Below are 22,441 nucleotides of genomic sequence, written 5' to 3' on the forward strand. Positions count from 1 at the left end.
GTACGGAGACGCCGGTCAGGCGTGGTCCTCCTCGCCGAGGCGGTGCACGCGGATGAGGTTGGTAGAGCCGACCGTGCCGGGCGGGGAGCCCGCGACGATGACCACCAGGTCACCGGGGTGGAAGCGCTCGATCGAGAGCATCGCCTGGTCGACCTGGCGCACCATGGCGTCGGTGGAGTCCACCTCCGGGACGAGGAACGTCTCGACGCCCCAGCTCATCGAGAGCTGGCTGCGCACCTCGGGGGTGGGCGTGAACGCGAGCAGCGGCAGGCGGGAGTGCAGGCGGGCGAGCCTGCGGACCGTGTCGCCGGACTGCGTGAACGCCACCAGCGCCCGCGCCGAGAGCCGCTCGCCGATGTCGCGGGCGGCGTAGGACAGGACGCCCCGCTTGGTGCGCGGCACGTGGTTGAGCGGGGGCACGTCGACCGGCCCGGCCTCCACGGCTTCGACGATCTGCGCCATCGTGCGCACCGACTTGATCGGGTAGCGCCCGACGCTCGTCTCACCGGAGAGCATGACGCAGTCGGCGCCGTCCAGCACCGCGTTGGCGACGTCGGACGTCTCCGCGCGGGTGGGGCGGGAGTTGGTGATCATCGACTCGAGCATCTGGGTGGCGACGATGACCGGCTTGGCGTTCTCACGGGCGATCTGGATGGCCCGCTTCTGCACCAGCGGCACGTGCTCCAGCGGCAGTTCGACGCCGAGGTCGCCGCGGGCGACCATGATCGCGTCGAACGCGAGCACGATGGCCTCGAGGTTGTCGACGGCCTCCGGCTTCTCCAGCTTGGCGATCACCGGGAGGCGGCCGCCGCGGCTGTCCATGATCTTGTGCGCGAGGTCGATGTCGGCCGGGCTGCGCACGAACGACATCGCGATCGAGTCGACGCGCAGGTCGAGCGCGAACTCCAGGTCGGAGCAGTCCTTGTCGGGCAGAGCAGGCACCGAGACGTTCATCCCGGGCAGCGAGATGCCCTTGTTGTCGCTGACGGGACCGCCCTCGGTGACGCGGCAGACGACGTCGAGCCCGTCGACGTCGACGACCCGCAGGCCGACCTTCCCGTCGTCGACGAGCAGCCGGTCGTCGGGGCGGGCGTCGTCCGCCAGTCCCTTGTAGGTGGTGGAGACGCGGTCGTGGGTGCCGGCGACGTCCTCGACGGTGATGCGCACCTCCTCGCCGGTGCGCCACTCGACCGGGCCGGTGGCGAAGCGACCGAGGCGGATCTTGGGCCCTTGCAGGTCGCCCATGATGCCGACGGCGTGCCCCTCGGCGTCCGCCGCGTTGCGCACCATCTCGTAGACCCGCTTGTGGTCATCCCGGTTGCCATGGCTGAAGTTCAACCTGGCGACGTCCATGCCGGCCTGCACGAGTTCGCGTATCCGGTCCGGCGTGGCAGTGGCCGGACCGATGGTGCAGACAATCTTTGTGCGACGGCTCACGTCGGTCAGTCTAGCGCCGGTTCTGGAACGATAAGGAAGCGCGGGGAGTAACAAACGGTGGAGCCCGTCCGGGTGATCGTCACCGGCGCGGCTGTTCGCTCGGCCCCACGTGGTCGTCGAGCCACTCGATCAGCGGGCGCAGCGCCCGCCACGCGGTGGTCACGCGGTCGAGCGCCCCGGGCTCGTGCAGCACGTCGTCCGGCGGCCACGTCCGACTCCCGTAGAGGCCCTTGTGCCGCAGGAGGTCCATGCGGGGGTGGTCGGGGTCGAACCCGCGGGGCCGGGTCTTGAGCGCCTCCCCCGACACCGTCAAGCCGTCAGCAGCGAGCGTCGCGAGCCGCTTCTGCAGGTCGGTGCCCCTGCGGTCCTCGGCTACGGCGGTGCGGAAGCGCGTGACCTGGTCCGACGCCATCCGGTAGTAGCCGCCGGCCACAACCAGCCCTCCGGAGCCGATCTGGACGTAGAACCCGCCCGCGATCGCCCCGCAGTGCGTCTTGTAGGGCGTCTTGTCGTGGGAGAACCGGACGTCGCGGTATGGCCGGAAGATCTTGCCGGGACCGAACTCGGGCTCCAGCGCGGCGAGCAGCGCCAGCATCGGTGCCCGGACCTCGTTCTCGTAGACCTCGCGCTGGTCGGTCCAGTACGCCTTCGAGTTGTCCGCCTCGAGCCCGTCGTAGAACTCGACGGCGCCGTCGCCGAAGCCGGTGAACGCCGTCACGGCGTTCGCTCACCCGTGGCTTCCGCCGCCGCTGGTTCGGCGCCGTCCTCGTCGCGTTCCGTGCGGGCGTCTGAGGCGTCGGAAACATCGGCGGCACCCGGCTCGGTCCTGTCCGGTTCGGTCCCGTCCGGTTCGGCCTCGCCGTCGCGGGGCGCGAGCACCTCGCGGGGCTTGCGGACGAGCACAATGTAGGCCACGGCGCCGAGGAACACGACGGCCGATACGACCACGTTGATCCGGATGTCGCCGAACACGCGGGTGGCGGTGTCGGTGCGCATCATCTCGATCCAGAACCGGCCCGCCGTGTAGCCCGCGACGTAGACGGCGAACGCGCGGCCGTGGCCGAGCCGGAAGCGCCGGTCGGCCCACACGACGAGTGCGGCGACCCCGAGGTTCCACAGCAGCTCGTAGAGGAAAGTCGGGTGCACGACCTCGATCGGCGTGCGGTCCAGCGCCACACCCCCGAGCGCGTCCGGCAGTCCCGTGGAGGGGTCGACGCGCCGGTAGATCTCCAGGCCCCACGGCAGCGTGGTCGGTCCGCCGTACAGCTCCTGGTTGAACCAGTTGCCCAGCCGGCCGACGGCCTGTGCGGCGACGATGCCGGGCGCCACGGAATCGGCGAAGAACCCCAGCGGGACTCCCCGCCTGCGGCACCCGATCCAGGCACCCACGGCGCCGAGCGCGATGGCGCCCCAGATGCCGAGCCCGCCCTGCCAGATCCGCAGCGCGCCGAGCGGGTCGCCGCCGGGGCCGAAATAGGTCTGCCAGTCGGTGATGACGTGGTAGAGCCGGCCACCCACGAGCCCGAACGGCACCGCGAACACGGCCACGTCAGTGACGATGCCGGCCTGCCCGCCGCGGGCCACGAACCGCCGCTCGCCCCAGAACACCGCGAGCACGATGCCCGCGATGATGCACAGCGCGTACGCGCGGATCGGGATCGGTCCGAGCATCCAGACCCCGCGGTCCGGGCTCGGGATGTACGCCAGGACGATGGTGGCGACGGCAGCACTCACGGGGCCACGGTATCGCCACCGGCCCGCCGCTGGTCGCAGCGGTCGCGGGACACCCCCGAGCACAAGAACGCCGGACCCGCCATGGCGAGTCCGGCGCGCTGTCCCCGGTTGCTGATCCGAATGGTCCGGCTACTCCAGAACCGTTCCAGGAGTTCCTGCCGAGAACCGGATCAGCGGTTGTTCACCTGCGTCACGCTGTTGTCGTTGACGCAGGTGATGTCCTCGTTCTCGGCCTCGTTGCCGATGAGCCCGCTGCCGAGCAGGCCCAGCAGGTTGCCGAGCCCGACGGACGCCGCGACGCCGGGGCAGACGTTGACGTTGTTCAGTGCGTTGACGTCACCGACGTTGATCAGGCCCTTCTGCTCGCTGGTGCCGTCCTGGTCGAGGTAGTTGACCTGCGTGGGCGAGCCGCCGCGCTTTTCGTTGTCGCCGTGGCCGCCCTTGTCACTGGCGAAGGCCAGCGGGCTGACCGCCAGCACGCTCGCGGCGGTGGCAGCCACGACGATTCCAGCCTTCTTCAGCACGTTTCTCTCCAGATGAATGAGTCGGCCCCTTTCAGGGACCTGCGGAAGTGTCAGCGCCTTCGGGAGGGAGCCCCGCTGACACACCAAAAGCTATCCGTTCCGCGCTTTCCTCACCCCATCAGGTACCACTATCGTGTGATGCCGAATACTTTGCGCAAGGATATGCGTCCCCTCGGGTAGGAAAGCCATTCCCGCATTCCCCCGCACGCCCCGGCCGCGCCACCCTGCGTGGCCGACGGATACCCGAAGAGATGCATCACCTCGGGACGTCTCACGCTCCGTGATGAGGTGCCACAGCGGCCGCCGGCCCGGCCAGGTGCGCGAACAGCGGAGCCGATTGCCGCCGGCGGCGGTAGACAGCGCCGCAGGTGGGGGCCGACGATGGCCGGGCGGCAGCGTCCGGACGCGCCCGGTGCGCAGGCCGTGGGCGCCAGCTCCGGTTGTCGACCGGCGGCCGGACCACCGCATGTACAAGAATGTACAGGGAGGAAGGGAAGCAATGCCCTTCGTCACGGTCGGCCAGGAGAACTCCGGCGACATCGACATCTACTACGAGGATCACGGCGACGGCCGGCCCGTCGTGCTGATCCACGGCTTCCCGCTGAGCGGGCATTCCTGGGAGAGGCAACTCTTGGTCCTGCTCGACGCGGGATACCGGGTGATCACCTACGACCGCCGCGGCTTCGGCCGTTCCAGCCAGCCCACCGTCGGCTACGACTACGACACCTTCACCGCGGACCTCAACACGCTGGTGGAGTCCCTCGACCTGCGCGACGCCACGCTGGTCGGGTTCTCGATGGGCACCGGCGAGGTGACCCGGTACCTGAGCACACACGGGTCGGACAGGGTGCGCACCGGAGTCCTGCTCGGGGCCATCCCGCCGTTCCTACTCAAGACCGACGACAACCCCGAGGGCGTCGACAAAGAGGTCTTCGACGGGATCATGGCGGCCATCGTCGCCGATCGCCCGACCTACCTGACGGACTTCCTCGACAACTTCAACAACGTCGACAAGCTCGGCGGCACCCGGATCAGCCCACAGGCCTTGCAGATGAGCTTCAACGTCGCCGCGGGCGCATCCGCCTACGCCACGCTGACGTGCGTCCCGACCTGGCTCACCGACTTCCGGGGCGACCTGCCGAAGATCGACATCCCGATGCTGATGGTGCATGGTACGGAGGACCGGATCCTTCCCATCGACGCCACCGCCAGGCGGCTGCCGGCGCTGATCGACGGCGCCCGCCTAGTGGAGATCGAGGGCGGCCCGCACAACATCGGCTGGACGCACTCCGAGGAGGTCAACCGCGTCCTGCTCGATTTCCTCGCCGGCTGAACCGTGCTCCGGCCCCGCGCTCAGACGGGCTGGGGGGCCGCTCGGCGCACGCCACCGGCCAGTTCCGCGGCCAGCGCCCGTACGCCCTCGGCGCCGCCCGCCTCGGCCGCCGTGACGAAGGCGGAGCCGACGATCACACCGTCGGCGAAGGACGCCACCTCGGCGGCCTGGTCAGCCGACCGCACGCCCAGGCCCACGCCGATGGGCAGGTCGGTGTGGGCCCGGCAGCGGGCGACGATCTGCGGTGCCGCCGCGGCCACGGCGTCCCGGGCGCCGGTGACGCCCATGGTCGAGGTGGCGTAGAGGAAGCCGCGGGTGGCGGCTGCCGTGGACGCGATGCGCTCCTCGGTGGACGACGGCGCGACCAGGAAGATCCTGTCCAGCCCGTGGGCGTCGGACGCGGCGAGCCAGTCCTCCGCCTCGTCGGGGATCAGATCCGGGGTGATCACGCCGAGCCCGCCGGCCGCGGCCAGGTCGCGCGCGAAGGCGTCGATGCCGTAGCGCAGCAGCGGGTTGTAGTAGGTCATGATCACCGCACGCCCCCCGGCGGCGCTGACCCGCTCCACAACCGACAGCACGTCACGCAGGCGGGTGCCGGCGCGCAGCGCCTTGTCGGCGGCGGCCTGGATGGTCGGGCCGTCCATCACGGGGTCGGAGTACGGGATGCCAACTTCGAGCAGGTCGCACCCACCGTCGACCAGTGCGCGGAGCAGGTCCACGGATCCGTCGACGGTGGGGTAGCCGGCCGGGAGGTAACCGACCAGCGTGCCGCGGCCCTCGGCCTTCGCGGCCCGGAAGATCGACTCGACTCGGCTCACTGGTTCTCCCCCGTCACGCCGCTCGGGCGGTCCTCCGGCGCGTCGGCTCCCGGACCCGCCAGGGACGCTTCGGCAATCGCCGTACCGCTCGCCTCCTCGGCGCTCTCGTCGCCGGAGATCATGCCGAACCACTTCGCCGCCGTGTCGACGTCCTTGTCCCCGCGCCCGGAGAGGTTCACGAGGATCACGGCGTCGGGGCCCAGTTCGCGGCCGAGCTTCAGCGCACCCGCGACCGCGTGCGCCGACTCGATCGCCGGGATGATCCCCTCGGTGCGCGAGAGCAGCGAGAACGCGTCCATCGCCTCGGTGTCGGTGATCGGCCGGTACTCCGCGCGGCCGATGTCCTTCAGCAGCGCGTGCTCCGGCCCGACACCCGGGTAGTCGAGCCCCGCGGAGATCGAGTGCGACTCCGCGGTCTGCCCGTCCTCATCCTGCAGCAGGTAGGACATCGCGCCGTGCAGCGCGCCGGGCGAGCCTGCGGTGAGCGTGGCGCCGTGCCGTCCGGTCTCGACGCCGTCGCCGCCGGGCTCGAGGCCGACCAGCCGCACACCCGGGTCGTCCAGGAACGCGTGGAAGATGCCGATGGCGTTCGACCCGCCCCCGACACATGCGGCGACCACGTCGGGCAGCCGCCCGACCCGGTCGAGCACCTGGTCGCGCGCCTCCAGCCCGATGACACGGTGGAAGTCGCGCACCATCATCGGGAACGGGTGCGGGCCTGCGGCCGTGCCCAGCAGGTAGTGCGTGCCGTCGACGTTGGTGACCCAGTCGCGCAGCGCCTCGTTGATCGCGTCCTTGAGGGTGCGCGAGCCCGTCTTGACCGGCACGACCTGCGCCCCGAGCAGCCGCATCCGGGCCACGTTCAGCGCCTGCCGCTCGGTGTCGACCTCGCCCATGTAGACGACACACTCCAGGCCGAGCAGCGCGCACGCCGTGGCCGTCGCGACGCCGTGCTGGCCCGCGCCGGTCTCCGCGATCACCCGCGACTTGCCCATACGTTTGGTGAGCAGCGCCTGACCCAGTACATTGTTGATCTTGTGGGAGCCGGTGTGGTTGAGATCCTCGCGCTTGAGCAGGATGCGCGCTCCGCCCGCATGCTCACCGAGCTTGGGGACATCGGTCAGCGGCGACGGCCTGCCCGTGTAGTCGCGGTGCAGGCGGTCGAGCTCGTCGAGGAAGTCCCGGTCGCCGCGCGCCTTGTCGTAGGCCGTGGACAGCTCGTCGAGGGCCGCGATCAGCGCCTCGGGCACGAACCGGCCGCCGAAACGCCCGAAGTGTCCCCGCTCGTCCGGCTCGTGCCCGGACCGCGTGGCGATGCCGTCGCTGGCCGTGCTGGTGGTGCCGGCTGGCTTGCTGATGCTCACCGCACCATTCTGGAACACGACGGATGGAAGCCTGCGGCCACCAGCCCCCGTACCGCGTTGCGAGGATCCCCACTTGTGACGAGGCCCTCGCCGACGAGCACGGCGTCGGCGCCCCACCCGGCGTAGGTCAGCAGGTCCCCGGGCCCTCGGACGCCGGACTCGGCCACCCGCATCACGTCGGTGGGCAGGCCGGGCGCGATCCGACCGAAGATCGACCGGTCGACCTCGAGCGTGTGCAGGTTGCGGGCGTTCACCCCGACGAGCTTGGCCCCCGCCTCGAGCGCGCGGTCGGCCTCCTCCTCGGTGTGCACCTCGACGAGCGCCGTCATGCCGAGCGACTCGACACGGTCGAGCAGCGAGTCGAGCACGTTCTGCTCCAGCGCCGCCACGATCAGCAGCACCAGGTCGGCGCCGAACGCCCGCGCCTCGTGCACCTGGTACGGGCTGACGATGAAGTCCTTGCGGAGGATGGGCACGTCGACCACGGCGCGGACGGCCGCGAGGTCGGCGAGCGACCCGCCGAAACGGCGCTGCTCGGTGAGCACGCTGATCACCCGCGCGCCGCCCTCGGCGTAGGCCGCGGCCAGCTCGGCAGGGTCCGCGATCGTCGCCAGATCGCCCTTGGACGGGCTGCGCCGCTTGACCTCGGCGATCACCCCGATGCCAGGCGCGCGCAGTGCAGCCATCACATCCCGCGGGGGCGGGGCCGCCGCCGCCCGCCGCTTGATCTCCGCGAAGTCGACCTCGGCCTCACGGACGGCGAGATCAGCCTTGACACCGTCCACGATGGAATCGAGGACACTCGCTCCGCCGTACTCCATGGCAGAAGTCCCCCTCTCCGGATAGGGCCAAGCGCGAATCATGCTAGCCACGCCCTTCTCTGCCGCCGTCGCCAGTACCTTCGTCAGCACCGAGAACCGGTTCCGACGTGGGGTCCTCGCCCGCGTCGAGCGCCTCCCAGGCGGCCCGATCCGGGTCCCGCTGCGCCCGCTTGTCACCGGCCGCCGCGTACCGCGCGCCGAGCCGGGGCAACCGCCGCTCCCGCAGCACCGCCAGCGCCGCGCCCGCAAGCAACACTGCTCCACCCGCCACTGCGAGCAGCGGGCCGAGTATGCCTCCGCCACCGCCCAGCACCACCGCGGCTGCGACGACCTGCACGGCACCCGCGGCCGCCAGCAACCCCGCAACCAACCGGCGCGCGAAACCGCCCGTGGCGAGCACTCCGGCCACTCCGGCGAGCGCGAGCAGCGCCACCCCGGTGAGCGACGGCGCGGCCTGCGCACCGGTGCGAGTGCCCTCCCAGGCTACGGCAGATGCACCCCACAGGAGTGCCGCCGACGCCGCCAGCGAGACGCACACCACGCCCAGCGTGCGCGGGCTGCGCTCCGGAGGAGCCGACACCACCGTCACCGCGCCGCCGTGTCGACGGGCGGCTGCGCAAGCGTCGCCGACGTGTCGACGGGCGGCTGCGCAAGCGTCGCCGACGTGTCGACGGGCGGCTGCGCAAGCGTCGCCGACGTGTCGACGGGCGGCTGCGCAAGCGTCGCCGACGTGTCGACAGGCGGCTTGGCGAGCGTGCCCGCCGTCGCCACCGCCGACAGCACCGCACGCGCCTTGTTCAGGCACTCGGTGTCCTCGGCCACCGGGTCGGAGTCGGCCACGATCCCCCCGCCCGCCTGCACGTACGCGACGCCGTCGCGCACCAGTGCGGTACGGATCGCGATCGCCGTGTCGGCGTCACCCGCGAAGTCGAGGTAACCGACGATCCCGCCGTAGAGCCCGCGCCGCGTCGGCTCCAGCTGCTCGATGATCTCCATCGCCCGCGGCTTCGGCGCCCCGGAGAGCGTGCCGGCCGGGAAGCACGCCGTGACGGCGTCGAAGGCGTTGCAGTCCGCGCGCAGGGTGCCGGTGACCGTCGAGACGAGGTGCATGACGTGGCTGTAGCGCTCCACGGAGAAGAAGCTGTGCACCTTCACGGTGCCCGGCCGGCAGACCCGCCCGAGGTCGTTGCGGCCCAGGTCGACGAGCATGACGTGCTCGGCGCGCTCCTTCTCGTCGTTGCGCAGCTCCTTCTCCAGGAGCACGTCCTCCTCCTCGGTGGCCCCGCGCCAGCGCGTGCCCGCGATCGGGTGCGTGGTGGCCTTGCCGTCCCGCACCGTGACCAGCGCCTCCGGGCTGGAGCCCACGATGTCGAAACGCTCCCCGGCCGCGGACTCCAGGCGCAGGAGGTACATGTACGGGCTCGGGTTGGTGGCCCGCAGCACGCGGTAGACGTCGAGCGGGTCGGCCCGGCACTCGGCCTCGAACCGCTGCGACACGACCACCTGGAACGCCTCGCCCGCCCTGATCTGCTCCTTCGCCTCCTCCACGGCGGCGTGGTGCTCCGACGGCGAGCGACGCCGGATGAACTCGGGCTCCACCGGCCGGTACACCGCCACCGTCGACGGCGCGGGTGCGGCGAGCTGGGCCGTCATCCGGTCCAGCCGCGCGACCGCGTCGTCGTAGGCCTCGTCGACGCGCTCGTCGCTCGCGTCCCAGTTGATGGCGTTGGCGATGAGCGTGATCGTGCCCTCGTGGTGGTCGACCGCGGCGAGGTCGGTGGCCAGCAGCATCACGAGCTCGGGCAGCTGCAGGTCGTCCTCGGTGAGCACCGGCAGCCGCTCGAGGCGCCGCACGACGTCGTAGCCGAGATAGCCGACCATCCCGCCGGTGAGCGGCGGCAGCCCGGGGAGGGGCTCGCTGTGCAGCTCCTCGACCACCGCGCGGAGCGCCACGAGCGGGTCGCCGCCAGTGGGCAGCTGGGCCGGCACGTCGCCGGTCCAGACCAGCTCGCCGTCCACGGCCGTGAGCGCCGCGGCGCTGTGCGCCCCGACGAACGACCATCGCGACCAGGACCGCCCGTTCTCCGCAGACTCGAACAGGAACGTGCCGGGCCGGTCACCGGCCAGCTTGCGGTAGACCCCGACGGGGGTCTCGTCGTCGGCGAGCAGCCGCCGGGTGACCGGGATGACCCGGTGCCCGACGGCCAGCGCGCGGAACTCCTCGCGGCTGGGGGTGACCGCTCCGAGGGCGCCCGCGGGCGCAAAAGCGGTCATGCGCCCATTGTCGCAAGTATCGCGCGGGCGGTCAGCCCACCCCGAGGCGCAGGCCCACCCAGCGACTCGCACGCACTTTCCCAGCGACTCGCACGCACCCAGACCCCGACTCGCGTGCACCCAGACCCCGACTCGCGGAACCTGCGTCCGGCACTCCCGCGAGTCGGGGTCTGAGAGTGCGCGAGTCGGGGTCTGAGAGTGCGCGAGTTGCTGGTCTCAGGCCTCGACGACCACCAGCACGTTCCCGTCCTGGTCGCGGAAGGTGAACATCGGCGGCACGTACTCGCCGAAGCGCAGCACCTCCGGGTCGACGTCCACGCCCTGAGCCAGCAGGGCGGCGTGGGTGGCGTCCGCGTTCGCCGTCGTCAGCCGGATCCCCGTGTCGACGCCCGCGCCCTGCCCGTCGTCTGCGACCAGCGCGATCGACGTCGCCGAACCGGCCGGCTCCACCTCCAGCCACCTCCCGGCGGGCGACTGGCCGTCGAGACGCACCTCGAAACCCAGCACGTCGCGGTAGAACTCCAGCGCCCGGTCCTGGTCGCCGACCGGCACCGCCACCGTCCGGATCCCGGTGATCCCCGCCTGCGTAGTCGTGTCCATCTCGTACTCCTCCTCGTCCACGGCCACCCGTCGCGGCCGCCGTTCACAGGGGACGTAGAAGCCGGTGCGCAGTTCTCGACATGCGCTGCGGAGGAAGATGGGGACGTGGCTGCTCCCGACGACACCAGCACCGAGGCCCCGACGCCCGCCGGGCAGCGCCGCCGAGGCCGCAGGCCGGGTGGCGCCGACACGCGCGAGCTACTACTCGACGCGGCCCGTACGGTGTTCGCCGAGCGCGGCTACGAAGGGGCGACCGTCCGCCTGATCGCCGAACGCGCCGGGGTGGACGCGGCGATGGTCAACCACTGGTTCGGCGGCAAGGACGCCCTCTTCACGGCGGTGCTCCGCATCCCGATCGACCCGGCGACGATCCTCGTCGAGGTGGTCCCCGGCGACCCGGAGCACCTCGCCGAGCGGGTGCTGGCGCGGTTCCTGCAGGTGTGGGACGCCTCGGGAGCCGCTCAGTTCTCCGCGCTGATCCAGAGCGTCGCGAGCAACGACACCGCCGCGCAGATGCTCCGGGAGTTCATCGGCCGCGTGCTCGTGGCGAACGTCGTTGCGGAGATCGCCCCGGACCGGCCGCATCTGCGGGCCGAGCTCTTCGGCTCGCAGCTGATCGGCCTTGCGGTCGTCCGGTACGTGCTCAAGGTAGAGCCGCTCGCGTCGGCCGAGCACGCGACGCTGATCGCGGCCGTGGCCCCGAACATGCAGCGCTACCTCACCGGGCCGCTGCCGTAGGGGCCCGGCGGCCCCGCACCGCCCCGGGTGCGTCGGAGGGCGGCTCCGTCAGGTCTCGACGGGCCTCCGCGGGTCGATGAACCCCGACTCGTAGGCCGCGACGACGGCCTGCGTGCGGTCGCGGGCGCCCAGCTTCGCGAGCACGTTGCCGACGTGCGTCTTGACCGTCTCGACACCCACCACCAGCTCACGGGCGACCTCGGCGTTGGACAGGCCCCGGGCCATCAGGCGCAGCACCTCCCCCTCGCGCTCGGTGAGGCCCGCCCCCCGTAGCGCGTCGCCGCCGCCGCGGCCCTGGGTAGCGATCAGGTCCCGCACGGCCACGGGGAACAGCAGCGACTCGCCGCGCGCGACCGTGCGCACGGCCTGCACGATGTCGGCCGGTTTCGCGCGTTTGAGCAGAAACCCGGTGGCCCCGGCCTGGAGGGCGTCGTAGACGAGGCCGTCGTTGCCGAACGTCGTGAGCACGAGCACGCGGGGCGGCTCCGGCAGCGTCGTCACCAGGTGCCGGGTGGCCGCGATCCCGTCGACCGCGGGGCATCCGCACGTCCATCAGAACCACGTCGGGCTCCAGCCTGCGCACCAGCCCCGGCACCTCCGCGCCGTCACCCGCCTCGCCGAGCACGGAGATGTCCGGCTCGGCGTCGAGGATCGCGCGCAGCCCGGCGCGCACCAGCTCCTCGTCGTCCACCAACAGCAACCCGATCACGGGGACATCATCTCGGTTCCGGGCCGCGATCCGGCCATGGGCAGCGGCAGACGGGCGGCGACCCGCCAGTCCCCGCCCGCAGGTCCGGCCGCGAGCTCCCCGCGCAGCACGCTGACCCGCTCCCGCATCCCGGCGAGACCGCGGCCGCCGGCCCGCGCCCGCGCACCGCCCGCCCCGAGCGGGTTGGTCACCTCCAGCTCGACGGCGCTCTCGTCGGCCGTGACACGGACGGTCACGGGCACCTGCCCAGCGTGCCGGAGCGCGTTGGTGAGGGCCTCCCGCACGATCCGGTACGCCTCCCGGGAGACCGCGCGCGGCACCGCGGCCAGCGGCCCCTGCCGCTCGGCGGCCACCACTAGGCCGGTCGCGCGGGCGCGGTCGAGCAGGACGTCCAGGTCGGCGAGGCCGGGCTGCGGGCCACGCGTGCCCTCGCCGCCGTCCCGGAGCAGTCCGAGGACATGGTCGAGGTCCTCCAGCGCGGCCCGGCCGACCTCGGCGATGGCGTCCAGTGCACGGGCGACGAACGCGGGATCCGTGTCGAGCACCCGGGCGGCCGCCCCCGCCTGCAGCGTTGTGACGGTCAGCGCATGGCCGACGGAGTCGTGCAGCTCACGGGCGAGCCGGTTGCGCTCGGCCAGGGCGCGCTCGGCGTTGTGCGCCCGCTCCAGCTCCGCGGCGAGCCGCTCCGTGGGAGTCGGGCCGAGCACGCGCGGCGCCAGGCGAGCGAGCGCCGCACCGCCCGCGGACACGGCGTTCAGCAGGATCACCGGGAGCAGCAGCCCGACAACCGGCATCCAGGCCGCGTACGCACCGGTCGGGAACGGGCGCAGCACCAGCCACGGGGCGAACAGGAAGCCGATCGCCGTGGGCAGGACGGCGAGCGTCACCAGCGCGGTGAGGCCGCCGACGGCGAGGTTCAGAAGCAGCCACAGCAGCGCCCGTCGGCGGGCGGGCCAGCTGTCGGCGGTGGCCGGGTCGGGCTCGGGGATGTCGGCGTCGAGCAGCGCACGTGCGGCGGTGATCTCCAGCGCGCGCACGCCGGGCACCAGCACGACGCCGACGGCCGCGGCCGTCGCCGGGACGACGAGCAGCACGAAGGCCAGCGGGTCGAGCCCACCCTGGTTCAGCGACTGGACGAACAGCGCCACGAGCGCCAGGTACGGCAGGAGCAACACGGCACCCAGCAAGAGGTGCACGTACCTGCGGTAGGTCAGTCCCGCCCTGAGCGGGGCCAGCAGGTTCCGCAGTGGACCGGGCACCCGACGATCGTCGCAGAACCCGCTGACCTGCTCCTCCCCCTTACGAGGGAGCTGGTTCGCCCTGCGGCGGGAGGCTCGCGCCGCCGCGGCTCGCCACGGTGAACGCCATGACCTCCGCCACTCTCACCCCCGCGATCGCTCCCCCCGCACCGGTCCGGCCCGGGCACCGCGCACTCGGCTGGCTGGCGGCCGCCGGAACCCTGCCCTACGTCCTGCTGAAATGCCTCTGGCTCACCGGGAGCACCGTCGGGACGCGGGACCCTGCGTTCCTCGCCGATCCCGTCATCCACACGATGAACGCGGTGACGCTGGGGATGGACCTCGTGGTCGTCGCCCTCGCGCTCGCGCTGACCCACCGCTGGGGCGCAACACGGCGATAGCGACGCTGAACACGCCGCTCGTCGCGGGGTCGACGGCGCTCGGGATGGCCCAGCTCACCGGGCTTCTCGGCGGCTTCGCACTGGTCGTGGCCGGCCTGATCGCCCTCACCGGGAAGTGCGCGACGGCGCCCCGCTGAGCCGGTGCGGCCGCCCGACGGGGGACGCGGGCCGGGCGGCCGCACCACCCACCGAAGAACGGGGGCCTCACCCGGGGGCGTTGATCACCTCTATGCGTACTCGCTTGTTGCCCTTGCCCTTCGACTCCGTGCCCGTCACCCGGACGGCGCCGACCTCGGCGGTGCTCGCCACGTGCGTGCCGCCGTCGGCCTGCTTGTCCAGCCCCACGATGTCGATCACGCGCAGCGGGTCGATCTCACGCGGGATGAGGTTCGCGGCCGTGCGGATGAGGGCTGGGTCCGCGTCCGCGGCGTCACGACCGAGGAACGCCACGACCACCGCCCGCGCGGCGGCCAGCTCCTCGTTGATCCGCGACTCGAGCCGCCTGCCCAGCTCAGCGGAGATCGACTCCAGCGGAAAATCGAGCCGCCCCGCGCCGGGCTCCATGTTGCCGCCGGTGACCGGGATGCCGAACTCGACCCAGACCACACCGCACAACACATGGAGTGCGGTGTGGGTGCGCATCAGCAGGTGTCGGCGGCCCCAGTCCAGCTCACCCGCGACCTCGGTGCCTTCGCCGGGAAGCTCGGGAGCGTCGACCCAGTGCCAGATCCGCCCCGCCTCGCGCTTGACCCGGGTGACGGGCACGGTGCCGGCGCCCCAGTCGAGGCTGCCGAGGTCGTGCGGCTGGCCGCCGCCGCCCGGGTAGAACGCGGTGCGCGCGAGCGCCACCCGGCCGCCGTCCCGGTCGACCTCCGCGATCGTGGCGTCGAACGAGCGCAGGTAGGCGTCGGTGGCGAAGAGCTCCTCAATCACGTCCCCTCCTCGCTGACGCTCGTCGGTGCCGCGACAGACCATGCTGTGTCCGATGGTGACCTCGCGAGCTCGGTCACGAGCCGGAGAGTAGGACGTCCGTGTCGAAGCAGGTGCGGGTGCCCGTGTGGCACGCCGGGCCGGTCTGGTCGACCACGACGAGCAGGGCGTCGCCGTCGCAGTCCAGCCGCACCTCGTGGACGTGCTGCACGTTGCCGGACGTCTCGCCCTTGACCCAGTACTCCTCCCGGGAGCGCGACCAGTACGTGGCCCGGCCCGTGGTGAGGGTGCGGTGCAGCGCCTCGTCGTCCATCCAGGCCACCATCAGCACCTCACCGGTGCCGCGCTGCTGGGTGACGGCACAGACCAGCCCGTCCGGGCTGCGCTTGAGCCGGGCCGCGATTGCCGGCTCCAGCGCGGACTCCTCCACACGAGCAGTCATCGCACCTCCACGTGGCCTTCGCGCAGGCCGTCCTTCACGTCCTTGATGCGCAGTTGCCCGAAGTGGAACACGCTCGCCGCGAGCACGGCGTCGGCGCCTGCGCGCACGGCGGGCAGGAAGTGATCCACCGCGCCGGCGCCGCCGCTCGCGATCACCGGCACGTCCACGACCTTGCGCACGGCCGCGATCATGGCGAGGTCGAACCCGGCCTTCGTGCCGTCGGCGTCCATGGAGTTGAGCAGGATCTCCCCCACGCCCAGCTCCTGGCCGCGCGCCGCCCACTCGACCGCGTCGATGCCGGTGCCGCGGCGCCCGCCGTGGGTGGTGACCTCCCACCCGGACGGGGTGGGCGCACTGCCCTCGGGCACCGTGCGCGCGTCGACCGAGAGCACGATGCACTGCGCCCCGAACCGGCGGCTGGCCTCGTGCAGCAACTCCGGGCGGGCGATGGCCGCGGTGTTGATGCTGACCTTGTCCGCGCCCGCGCGCAGCAGCGTGTCGACGTCGTCGGTGCTGCGGATGCCACCGCCCACCGTGAGCGGGATGAACACCTGCTCGGCGGTGCGCCGCACGACGTCGAGCATCGTGGCCCGTTCCCCCGACGACGCCGTGACGTCGAGGAACGTCAGCTCGTCGGCGCCCTCGGCGTCGTAGACCCTGGCCATCTCGACGGGGTCGCCCGCGTCGCGCAGGTCGGCGAACCGGACGCCCTTGACCACCCGGCCCGCGTCGACGTCCAGGCACGGAATCACCCGAACCGCAACGCCCATGTCAGCCCGCTGCCCTTCCGGCCGCGTCGATCCGGCGCATCTCGGCGAGGGCCTCGGGCAGCGTGAACCGGCCGGCGTAGAGCGCCTTGCCGACGATCGAGCCCTCGAGTCCGACGCCCTCCGCGGCGACAGTGGCCAGGTCCACCAGATCCTGCAGCGACGACACCCCGCCGGACGCGATCACCGGCGCGGGGGTGGCCTTCGCGACCTGGCGCAGCAGATCGACGTTGGGGCCGCGGAGCATGCCGTCCTTGCTCACGTCGGTGACGACGTAGCGGGAGCAGCCGTCGCGGTCGAGGCGCGCGAGCACCTCCCAGAGGTCGCCGCCGTCGGTGGTCCAGCCGCGCGCCGCAAGGCGGTGGCGCCCGTCGACGATCCGCACGTCGAGACCCACCGCGACCTTCTCGCCGTGGGTGGCGATGGCCTTGGCACACCAGGCGGGGTCCTCCAGGGCGGCGGTGCCCAGGTTGACCCGCGAGCAGCCCGTGGACAGCGCCCGCTCGAGCGACGCGTCGTCCCGGATGCCGCCCGACAGCTCGACGGCGACGTCCAGCTCGCCGACGACCTCGGCCAGCAGCTCGGCGTTGGACCCGCGCCCGAACGCGGCGTCGAGGTCGACGAGGTGGACCCACTCCGCCCCGTCCGCCTGCCATTGGAGCGCGGCGTCGCGGGGGGCGCCGTAGCCGGTCTCGGTGCCGGCCTCGCCCTGGACCAGGCGCACGGCCTGGCCGTCAGCGACGTCGACGGCAGGGAGCAGGGTGAAACTCACACGGAAAGCCTACCGAGCGTGAAGGACCTTCAGCCCACGACGTCGCGGAGCCAGTTGCGCAGCACCGCGGCGCCCGCATCCCCCGACTTCTCGGGGTGGAACTGGGTGGCAGCGAGCGCGCCGTTCTCGACGGCGGCGACGAAGTCCTCGCCGTGGTGCGCCCACGTCACGAGCGGCGGCTTGAGCACCTCCGATTCGGGGAGGTCCCAGGTCCGGACCCCGAAGGAGTGCACGAAGTAGAACCGCGTGTCGGGGTCGAGCCCGGCGAACAGGGTGGAGCCGGTCGGCACGCGCAGGGTGTTCCAGCCCATGTGCGGGAGCACGTCGGCCTTGATCCGCTCGACGGTGCCCGGCCACTGCCCGCAGCCCGCGGTGCGCTCGCCCCACTCGACGCCGAGGTCGAACAGCACCTGCATGCCGACGCAGATCCCCAGCACGGGACGACCGCCGGCGAGCCGCCGTTCGATGATCCGCGGACCGCCGACCGAGGTGAGTCCGCGCATGCACGCGGCGAAAGCGCCCACGCCCGGCACGACGAGGCCGTCGGCCTCCAGCGCCGCGTCGGCGTCGGCGGTGACCGTGACGTCGGCCCCGACGCGCGCCAAGGCGCGTTCGGCCGACCTGAGGTTGCCCGACCCGTAGTCGAGCACGACGATCCGCGACACGGGCGCCAGGGTACCGGCAACCCGGTTGACCTCGACCCCAGTTGAGGTTGCAGGGTTGTACTCGCCGGGACGTGAAGCGACACCCGAGTACCGGCGTGGGCGATGCGTACGGGCGTCGCGGCGTTCGTGCTGGAGCTGCTGGAGCTCTCGGCGCCCACGGAGCAGGGTACGAACAGCTCGGCGCTGCAGATCGCCGACGCGCTGTTCGCCGCGCTCGTCGCTCTCGGGCCTGCGACCTACCTCGCCGGCACGGCCGTGGCCGCCGCGCTCGCGCTGGCGGCGGTGTCGACCGCCGGGCGGGCCAGGATGTCGCCTGCGAGCCTGTCGAGCAGCCCGTCGGTGCCGAACCGGTAGCCGAACTGCGCGTACGCCCGCAGCTCGCGGGCGAGCACCTCGCCGACCGGTCCGGGATGGGTGTCCAGGGCCCGTGCGGCGGCCTCCCGCACCCATGTCACGTACTCGTCCGGATCCGGACCGCGATCGATCATCTCCATACGCGCCTCCCTGAAACGCCGTAGCCCGCTCCTAAGAGCGGCCTGACGGCGGCGCAGATACCGCGGACCGCCGGCGTCCCCAGAGTTCGGCCGGGTCGGCCCCGGGCCGGAACCCGCACGAGGGTGCGGCCCGCGCAGGAGGCGAGCATCGAGCCCTCCACCGCATCCCACGACCACTCGCTGTGGACGTGGGAGTCGCCCGGCAGCGTCAGAGTGCGCCCTTGGTGGACGCGATGCCGGTGATCCGGGCGTCCGGCTCGACGGCCGCGCGCAGCGCCCGCGCGACGGCCTTGAACTCGGCCTCGGTGATGTGGTGCGGGTCGCGCCCGTCGAGCACCCGGACGTGCAGCGCGAGGTGGCCGTGGAACGCGAGCGACTCGAACACGTGCCGGTTGAGCACCGTGGGGTAGTGCCCGCCGACGACGAAGCCCTGCATCACGTCCGGCTCGCCGGTGTGCACCGTGTACGGCCGCCCCGAGACGTCGACGACGGCGTGCGCGAGCGCCTCGTCCATCGGGATCCAGGCGTCACCGAACCGGCGGATGCCCTTCTTGTCGCCCAGCGCCTGCCGGATCGCCTGCCCGAGCACGATCGCGACGTCCTCGACCGTGTGGTGGGCATCGAGCTCGACGTCACCCTCGGCACGCACGGTCAGGTCGAACGCGCCGTGCTTGCCCAGCGCGTCCAGCATGTGGTCGTAGAACGGCACGCCCGTGCTGATCTCGGTGGTGCCGGTGCCGTCGAGGTCGATCTCGACGAGCACCTTGGACTCCTTGGTGACGCGCTCCACGCGCCCGACCCTGGTCATCCCGCGATCTCCTGATCCACAACGTCCGCCGCGACCTGCAGGAACACGTCGTTCTCCTCGGGGGTGCCGACCGTGACACGCAGCCGCTCCGGGATCCCCACGTCCCGGATCAGCACGCCGCGGTCGAGGAAGGCCCGCCACGCCCGCGGTGCGTCGGCGAAGCGGCCGAACAGCACGAAGTTGGCGTCGCTCGGCACCACGTCGTAGCCGCTCGCCACGAGCGCCGCCACCACCCGGTCCCGTTCGGCGCGCAGCAGCGCCACCGAGCCGAGGGTGGCCCCGGCGTGCTGCAGCGCCGCCCGAGCGGCCGCCTGCGTCAGCGACGAGAGGTGGTAGGGCAGCCGGACGAGCTGCAGCGCGTCGACCACCGCTGGTGCGGCGGCGAGGTAGCCCAGCCGCCCGCCCGCGAACGCGAACGCCTTGCTCATCGTGCGCGAGACGATCAGCTTGCGGCCGTGGGTGCGCAGGAGCGAGATCGCGCTCGGCCGGTCGGAGAACTCCGCGTACGCCTCGTCGACCACGACGAGCCCCGGGGCGGCCTCGACGAGCGCGGCGACCTCGTCCGGCTCCAGCGACTGGCCCGTGGGGTTGTTCGGGCTGGTCAGGAACGTGAGGTCGGGGGCGCGCTCGCGCAGCACGGCGGCGGCCGCGTCGACGTCCACGGAGAAGTCGGCCCGGCGCGGCGCGGGCAGCCATTCGGTGCGCGTGCCCGCGGCGATGATCGGGTGCATCGAGTACGACGGCTCGAAGCCCACGGCCGTGCGCCCCGGCCCGCCGAAGGCCTGCATGATCTGCTGCAGCACCTCGTTGGAGCCGTTGGCGGCCCAGAGGTTCGCGCTGGTCAGCGGCACGCCGGTGGCCGCGGTCAGATACGAGGCGAGGTCTGTGCGCAGCGCGACGGCGTCGCGGTCCGGGTAGCGGTGCAGCTCAGCGGCCACGGCGTGGGCGGCCGCGGTGACGTCGGCGACCAGCTCGGGCGGCGGCGGGTAGGGGTTCTCGTTGGTGTTGAGCCGCACCGCTACGTCGAGCTGTGGGGCCCCGTACGGGCTGCGGCCCCGCAGATCGTCGCGCAGCGGGAGGTCCGCGAGCTCGACCTCACCGCCCACGAGCTCCTCGACGGCCGTCACCGGCCGAACCTCGCCGTCACTGCCTCGCCGTGCGCCGGGAGGTCCTCGGCGGCGGCCAGCGTGACCACCTCGTCGGCCACGTCGCGCAGCGCGTCCTGGGTGTACTCGACGACGTGCACGCCGCGCAGGAACGTCTGGACCGACAGCCCGGCGGAGTGCCGGGCGCACCCGCCAGTGGGCAGCACGTGGTTGGAGCCTGCGCAGTAGTCGCCGAGCGACACCGGCGCGAACGGCCCGATGAAAATCGCGCCGGCGTTGCGGACCCGGAAGCCCACCTCCCGCGCGTCGCGGGTCTGGATCTCGAGGTGCTCGGCGGCGTAGGCGTCGACGACCGTGACGCCCGCCGCGAGGTCGTCGACGAGCACCGTGCCCGACTGCGGGCCGGTGAGCGCCGTGCGGACGCGTTCGGAGTGCTTAGTGGCCGACACACGCTTCTCCAGCTCGGCGTCCACGGCGTCGGCCAGCTCGGCGGACGTGGTGACCAGCACGGACGCGGCCGCGGTGTCGTGCTCGGCCTGGCTGATCAGGTCGGCGGCGACGTGCGCCGGGTCGGCGGTGTCGTCGGCGAGCACCGCGATCTCGGTGGTGCCCGCCTCGGCGTCGATCCCGATCAGGCCCCGCAGCAACCGCTTGGCGGCCGTGACGTAGAGGTTGCCCGGCCCCGTGACCATGTCGACCGGGGCGAGCTCGCCGCCGTCGGTGTCGGTGCCGCCGTACGCGAGGAGCGCCACTGCCTGTGCGCCGCCGACCGCCCACACCTCCTCCACGCCGAGCAGCGCGGCCGCGGCGAGGATCGTGGGGTGCGGGAGCCCGCCGTGCTCGGCCTGCGGCGGCGAGGCGAGCACGAGCGACTCGACGCCCGCCTCCTGCGCCGGCACGACGTTCATTACCACGCTCGACGGGTAGACGGCCAGCCCGCCGGGCGCGTAGAGGCCCACCCGCTGCACCGGCACGAACCGCTCGGTGACGGTGCCGCCGGGCACCACCTCGGTGACGAGGTCGGTGCGGCGCTGATCGGCGTGGACCTTCCGGGTGCGCTCGATGGCCGTCTCAAGCGCGGCGCGCACCGCCGGGTCGAGCGCGGCGAGCGCGCCGTTGAGCGTCTGCACGGGCACACGCACCCCGGTGGGGCGGACCCGGTCGAACCGCTCCGCGTAGTCCAGCGCCGCGTCGGTGCCGCGCTCGCGCACGTCCTCGACGATCGGCCGGACCTGGTGCAGCACCTCGTCCACGTCCACCGCGGCGCGCGGTAGGAGGCCGCGCAGGTCGGCGGTGCGGGGCAGTTGTGCAGCACGCAGGTCGAGTCGGCGGAGCATGTGCCCAGCGTACGGGGGTGGGCGGCACGAGACCCGCGGCGGCACGTCCACGGCGGGCCTGCCCACGCAACCGCAACTCGCGCGCACCCAGACCCCGACTCGCGCGCACCCAGACCCCGACTCGCGTACACCCAGACCCCGACTCGCGTACACCCAGACCCCGACTCGCGGAGTGTGGAGTCCCACCCCCGCGAGTCGGGGTGTGAGCGCGCGCGAGTCGGGGTGTGAGTGCGCGCGAGTCGGGGTGTCAGGTGTCCACCGGGGCTCGGTCGTCCAGCCAGAGCAGGTAGCGCTCCAGGGAGCGGTGCACGGCTTCCTCCGCGCCGGAGTCGATCGTGCTGAACCCGCCGTAGAGGCGGTCGAAGTGCCAGGGGCGGAGGGCGTCGGCGATGCGGCGGACGGCGCGCGGCGGCAGCGGGACGTGGTTGACCCAGCTGCGCATCACGCCCACGGACGCGCGGTCGGCGCCCACGCCGAGGGTGTCGCCGGTGAGCAGCGCGCCGCGGCCCTCGGCGCCCTCGGCCCAGTGCGCCACCGCGCTCCCGGGGAAGTGTCCCCCGCACGGCACGAGGGTGAGTCCGGGCAGGACCTCCTTCTCGTCCTTCCACAACTCGATCGCGGGGTCCGGGCGGCGCACCCACTGCCGGTCGGCCTCGGCGAAGAGCACGGGGACCCCGCCGAAGGCGCGGCTCCACGACACCGAGCTCCCGACGAGGTGGGGGTGGCTTGCGGCGACGGCGGCCACCCCGCCCAGCGCGCGCACGGCGGCAACGGCGACGGCGTCGATGTACCCCGGCGGCTCCCACAGCAGGTTGCCCCCATTGGTCCGGACGAGAAGGCCGCGCTGGCCGATGCCGAACCGCGGTTCCACCGTGATCCCGAACAGCTCCGGCTCCAGCTCCGTGAAGCGCAGCCGGTGGCCCGCTTCTGCAAGCTCGGCCTGCGTCGTCCAGCGCTGCCCGCCGGGCGGCACGTACTGCCGCTCGTCGGAGCAGATCTCACAGACCTGCGGCGGTTCGGGCGTGTCGGGATGCTCGATGGCGCACGTGGCGCAGATCCAGACCGGGGGATGGCAGCCGGCGGAGCTTGCGGAGTCGGCGGGGTGGGTAGGCACGGTCATCTCGAGAAT

General features: G+C 72.7%; 24 protein-coding genes and 1 pseudogene. 3 read left to right on the forward strand and 22 right to left on the reverse strand.

Going from position 1 to position 22,441, the window contains the following annotated elements:
• Positions 1-15 precede the first annotated feature (15 nt).
• The 4 genes from pyk to ABD143_RS27400 form a co-directional block, all read right to left on the reverse strand.
• A complete protein-coding gene (gene pyk, locus ABD143_RS27385) occupies positions 16-1,437 on the reverse strand; it encodes a pyruvate kinase (RefSeq protein WP_343984309.1) in 1,422 nt (473 codons plus the stop codon).
• A 79-nt stretch (positions 1,438-1,516) separates the two neighbouring features.
• A complete protein-coding gene (locus tag ABD143_RS27390) occupies positions 1,517-2,155 on the reverse strand; it encodes a DUF2461 domain-containing protein (protein ID WP_343984310.1) in 639 nt (212 codons plus the stop codon).
• Positions 2,152-3,171 carry a prolipoprotein diacylglyceryl transferase gene (gene lgt / locus ABD143_RS27395; RefSeq protein ID WP_343984311.1) on the reverse strand — a complete coding sequence of 340 codons (1,020 nt, stop codon included), beginning with the start codon at positions 3,169-3,171 and terminating at the stop codon, positions 2,152-2,154. Before lgt ends, ABD143_RS27390 begins: the two co-directional genes overlap by 4 nt.
• Before the next feature lie 170 nt (positions 3,172-3,341).
• A complete protein-coding gene (locus tag ABD143_RS27400; protein ID WP_343984312.1) occupies positions 3,342-3,695 on the reverse strand; it encodes a hypothetical protein in 354 nt (117 codons plus the stop codon).
• Between the two features lie 499 nt (positions 3,696-4,194).
• On the opposite strand from ABD143_RS27400, the gene ABD143_RS27405 reads away from it, so the two are divergent.
• The gene (locus tag ABD143_RS27405; RefSeq protein WP_343984313.1) at positions 4,195-5,028 is read left to right on the forward strand and encodes an alpha/beta fold hydrolase; all 834 of its coding nucleotides are present in this window, start codon (positions 4,195-4,197) and stop codon (positions 5,026-5,028) included.
• 20 nt (positions 5,029-5,048) lie between these two features.
• Here the strand turns inward: ABD143_RS27405 and trpA are convergent, their stop codons facing one another.
• The 6 genes from trpA to ABD143_RS27435 all read right to left on the reverse strand — a co-directional run bounded on the left by trpA (position 5,049) and on the right by ABD143_RS27435 (position 10,905).
• Positions 5,049-5,846: a tryptophan synthase subunit alpha gene (trpA, locus tag ABD143_RS27410; RefSeq protein ID WP_343984314.1), complete on the reverse strand. Its 798-nt coding sequence runs from the start codon at positions 5,844-5,846 to the stop codon at positions 5,049-5,051.
• On the reverse strand, positions 5,843-7,204 hold the full coding sequence (trpB, locus tag ABD143_RS27415) for a tryptophan synthase subunit beta (RefSeq protein WP_343984386.1): 1,362 nt from the start codon (positions 7,202-7,204) through the stop codon (positions 5,843-5,845). The genes trpA and trpB overlap by 4 nt, the downstream gene beginning before the upstream one ends.
• Before the next feature lie 2 nt (positions 7,205-7,206).
• Positions 7,207-8,031, reverse strand: coding sequence for an indole-3-glycerol phosphate synthase TrpC (gene trpC / locus ABD143_RS27420; RefSeq protein WP_343984315.1), 825 nt, complete (start codon positions 8,029-8,031; stop codon positions 7,207-7,209).
• 43 nt (positions 8,032-8,074) lie between these two features.
• Entirely contained in the window at positions 8,075-8,611 is a 537-nt protein-coding gene (locus tag ABD143_RS27425; protein WP_343984316.1) for a Trp biosynthesis-associated membrane protein, read from the reverse strand.
• Between the two features lie 5 nt (positions 8,612-8,616).
• Positions 8,617-10,305, reverse strand: coding sequence for an anthranilate synthase component I (locus ABD143_RS27430; RefSeq protein WP_343984317.1), 1,689 nt, complete (start codon positions 10,303-10,305; stop codon positions 8,617-8,619).
• 216 nt (positions 10,306-10,521) lie between these two features.
• Positions 10,522-10,905 (reverse strand): VOC family protein, encoded by a 384-nt coding sequence (locus ABD143_RS27435; RefSeq protein WP_343984318.1) that lies wholly within the window; start codon positions 10,903-10,905, stop codon positions 10,522-10,524.
• 105 nt (positions 10,906-11,010) lie between these two features.
• On the opposite strand from ABD143_RS27435, the gene ABD143_RS27440 reads away from it, so the two are divergent.
• Entirely contained in the window at positions 11,011-11,643 is a 633-nt protein-coding gene (locus ABD143_RS27440) for a TetR/AcrR family transcriptional regulator (protein WP_343984319.1), read from the forward strand.
• Positions 11,644-11,691: 48 nt separating this feature from the next.
• On the opposite strand, the pseudogene ABD143_RS27445 reads toward ABD143_RS27440, so the two are convergent.
• A pseudogene (locus ABD143_RS27445) lies at positions 11,692-12,352 on the reverse strand (response regulator transcription factor).
• A complete protein-coding gene (locus ABD143_RS27450; protein WP_343984320.1) occupies positions 12,349-13,611 on the reverse strand; it encodes a sensor histidine kinase in 1,263 nt (420 codons plus the stop codon). The pseudogene ABD143_RS27445 and the gene ABD143_RS27450 overlap by 4 nt, the downstream one beginning before the upstream one ends.
• A gap of 107 nt (positions 13,612-13,718) precedes the next feature.
• On the opposite strand from ABD143_RS27450, the gene ABD143_RS27455 reads away from it, so the two are divergent.
• On the forward strand, positions 13,719-13,991 hold the full coding sequence (locus tag ABD143_RS27455) for a hypothetical protein (protein WP_343984321.1): 273 nt from the start codon (positions 13,719-13,721) through the stop codon (positions 13,989-13,991).
• Between the two features lie 204 nt (positions 13,992-14,195).
• Here ABD143_RS27455 and ABD143_RS27460 read toward each other — a convergent pair whose 3' ends face one another.
• The 10 genes from ABD143_RS27460 to ABD143_RS27505 form a co-directional block, all read right to left on the reverse strand.
• Entirely contained in the window at positions 14,196-14,924 is a 729-nt protein-coding gene (locus tag ABD143_RS27460; protein ID WP_343984322.1) for an alanyl-tRNA editing protein, read from the reverse strand.
• Positions 14,925-14,997: 73 nt separating this feature from the next.
• Positions 14,998-15,363 carry a phosphoribosyl-AMP cyclohydrolase gene (gene hisI, locus ABD143_RS27465; RefSeq protein ID WP_343984323.1) on the reverse strand — a complete coding sequence of 122 codons (366 nt, stop codon included), beginning with the start codon at positions 15,361-15,363 and terminating at the stop codon, positions 14,998-15,000.
• Positions 15,360-16,133, reverse strand: a complete 774-nt coding sequence (gene hisF / locus ABD143_RS27470) for an imidazole glycerol phosphate synthase subunit HisF (protein WP_343984324.1) — start codon at positions 16,131-16,133, stop codon at positions 15,360-15,362. The genes hisI and hisF overlap by 4 nt, the downstream gene beginning before the upstream one ends.
• A 1-nt stretch (position 16,134) precedes the next feature.
• A complete protein-coding gene (gene priA, locus ABD143_RS27475) occupies positions 16,135-16,902 on the reverse strand; it encodes a bifunctional 1-(5-phosphoribosyl)-5-((5-phosphoribosylamino)methylideneamino)imidazole-4-carboxamide isomerase/phosphoribosylanthranilate isomerase PriA (protein WP_343984325.1) in 768 nt (255 codons plus the stop codon).
• Positions 16,903-16,931: 29 nt separating this feature from the next.
• Positions 16,932-17,567, reverse strand: a complete 636-nt coding sequence (gene hisH, locus ABD143_RS27480) for an imidazole glycerol phosphate synthase subunit HisH (RefSeq protein ID WP_343984326.1) — start codon at positions 17,565-17,567, stop codon at positions 16,932-16,934.
• Positions 17,568-17,803: 236 nt separating this feature from the next.
• On the reverse strand, positions 17,804-18,061 hold the full coding sequence (locus ABD143_RS27485; RefSeq protein ID WP_343984327.1) for a hypothetical protein: 258 nt from the start codon (positions 18,059-18,061) through the stop codon (positions 17,804-17,806).
• 208 nt (positions 18,062-18,269) lie between these two features.
• Positions 18,270-18,869, reverse strand: coding sequence for an imidazoleglycerol-phosphate dehydratase HisB (gene hisB, locus ABD143_RS27490; RefSeq protein WP_343984328.1), 600 nt, complete (start codon positions 18,867-18,869; stop codon positions 18,270-18,272).
• Entirely contained in the window at positions 18,866-19,996 is a 1,131-nt protein-coding gene (locus ABD143_RS27495; RefSeq protein WP_343984329.1) for a histidinol-phosphate transaminase, read from the reverse strand. Before ABD143_RS27495 ends, hisB begins: the two co-directional genes overlap by 4 nt.
• On the reverse strand, positions 19,993-21,312 hold the full coding sequence (gene hisD / locus ABD143_RS27500) for a histidinol dehydrogenase (RefSeq protein WP_343984330.1): 1,320 nt from the start codon (positions 21,310-21,312) through the stop codon (positions 19,993-19,995). Before hisD ends, ABD143_RS27495 begins: the two co-directional genes overlap by 4 nt.
• Before the next feature lie 247 nt (positions 21,313-21,559).
• Positions 21,560-22,432, reverse strand: a complete 873-nt coding sequence (locus ABD143_RS27505) for an MBL fold metallo-hydrolase (RefSeq protein WP_343984331.1) — start codon at positions 22,430-22,432, stop codon at positions 21,560-21,562.
• Positions 22,433-22,441 lie beyond the last annotated feature (9 nt).

It is taken from the genome of Pseudonocardia aurantiaca (assembly GCF_039526725.1).
GTDB lineage: Bacteria > Actinomycetota > Actinomycetes > Mycobacteriales > Pseudonocardiaceae > Pseudonocardia > Pseudonocardia aurantiaca.

Coding starts and splice junctions, on each gene's coding strand:
- ABD143_RS27430 (WP_343984317.1), bottom strand. CDS start 10,305: ATGACCGCTTTTGCGCCCGCGGGCGCCCTCGGAGCGGTCACCCCCAGC.
- hisI (WP_343984323.1), bottom strand. CDS start 15,363: ATGACTGCTCGTGTGGAGGAGTCCGCGCTGGAGCCGGCAATCGCGGCC.
- trpC (WP_343984315.1), bottom strand. CDS start 8,031: ATGGAGTACGGCGGAGCGAGTGTCCTCGATTCCATCGTGGACGGTGTC.
- hisB (WP_343984328.1), bottom strand. CDS start 18,869: ATGACCAGGGTCGGGCGCGTGGAGCGCGTCACCAAGGAGTCCAAGGTG.
- ABD143_RS27505 (WP_343984331.1), bottom strand. CDS start 22,432: ATGACCGTGCCTACCCACCCCGCCGACTCCGCAAGCTCCGCCGGCTGC.
- ABD143_RS27485 (WP_343984327.1), bottom strand. CDS start 18,061: ATGGAGATGATCGATCGCGGTCCGGATCCGGACGAGTACGTGACATGG.
- ABD143_RS27405 (WP_343984313.1), top strand. CDS start 4,195: ATGCCCTTCGTCACGGTCGGCCAGGAGAACTCCGGCGACATCGACATC.
- hisF (WP_343984324.1), bottom strand. CDS start 16,133: ATGGGCGTTGCGGTTCGGGTGATTCCGTGCCTGGACGTCGACGCGGGC.
- ABD143_RS27435 (WP_343984318.1), bottom strand. CDS start 10,905: ATGGACACGACTACGCAGGCGGGGATCACCGGGATCCGGACGGTGGCG.
- ABD143_RS27455 (WP_343984321.1), top strand. CDS start 13,719: ATGACCTCCGCCACTCTCACCCCCGCGATCGCTCCCCCCGCACCGGTC.
- hisD (WP_343984330.1), bottom strand. CDS start 21,312: ATGCTCCGCCGACTCGACCTGCGTGCTGCACAACTGCCCCGCACCGCC.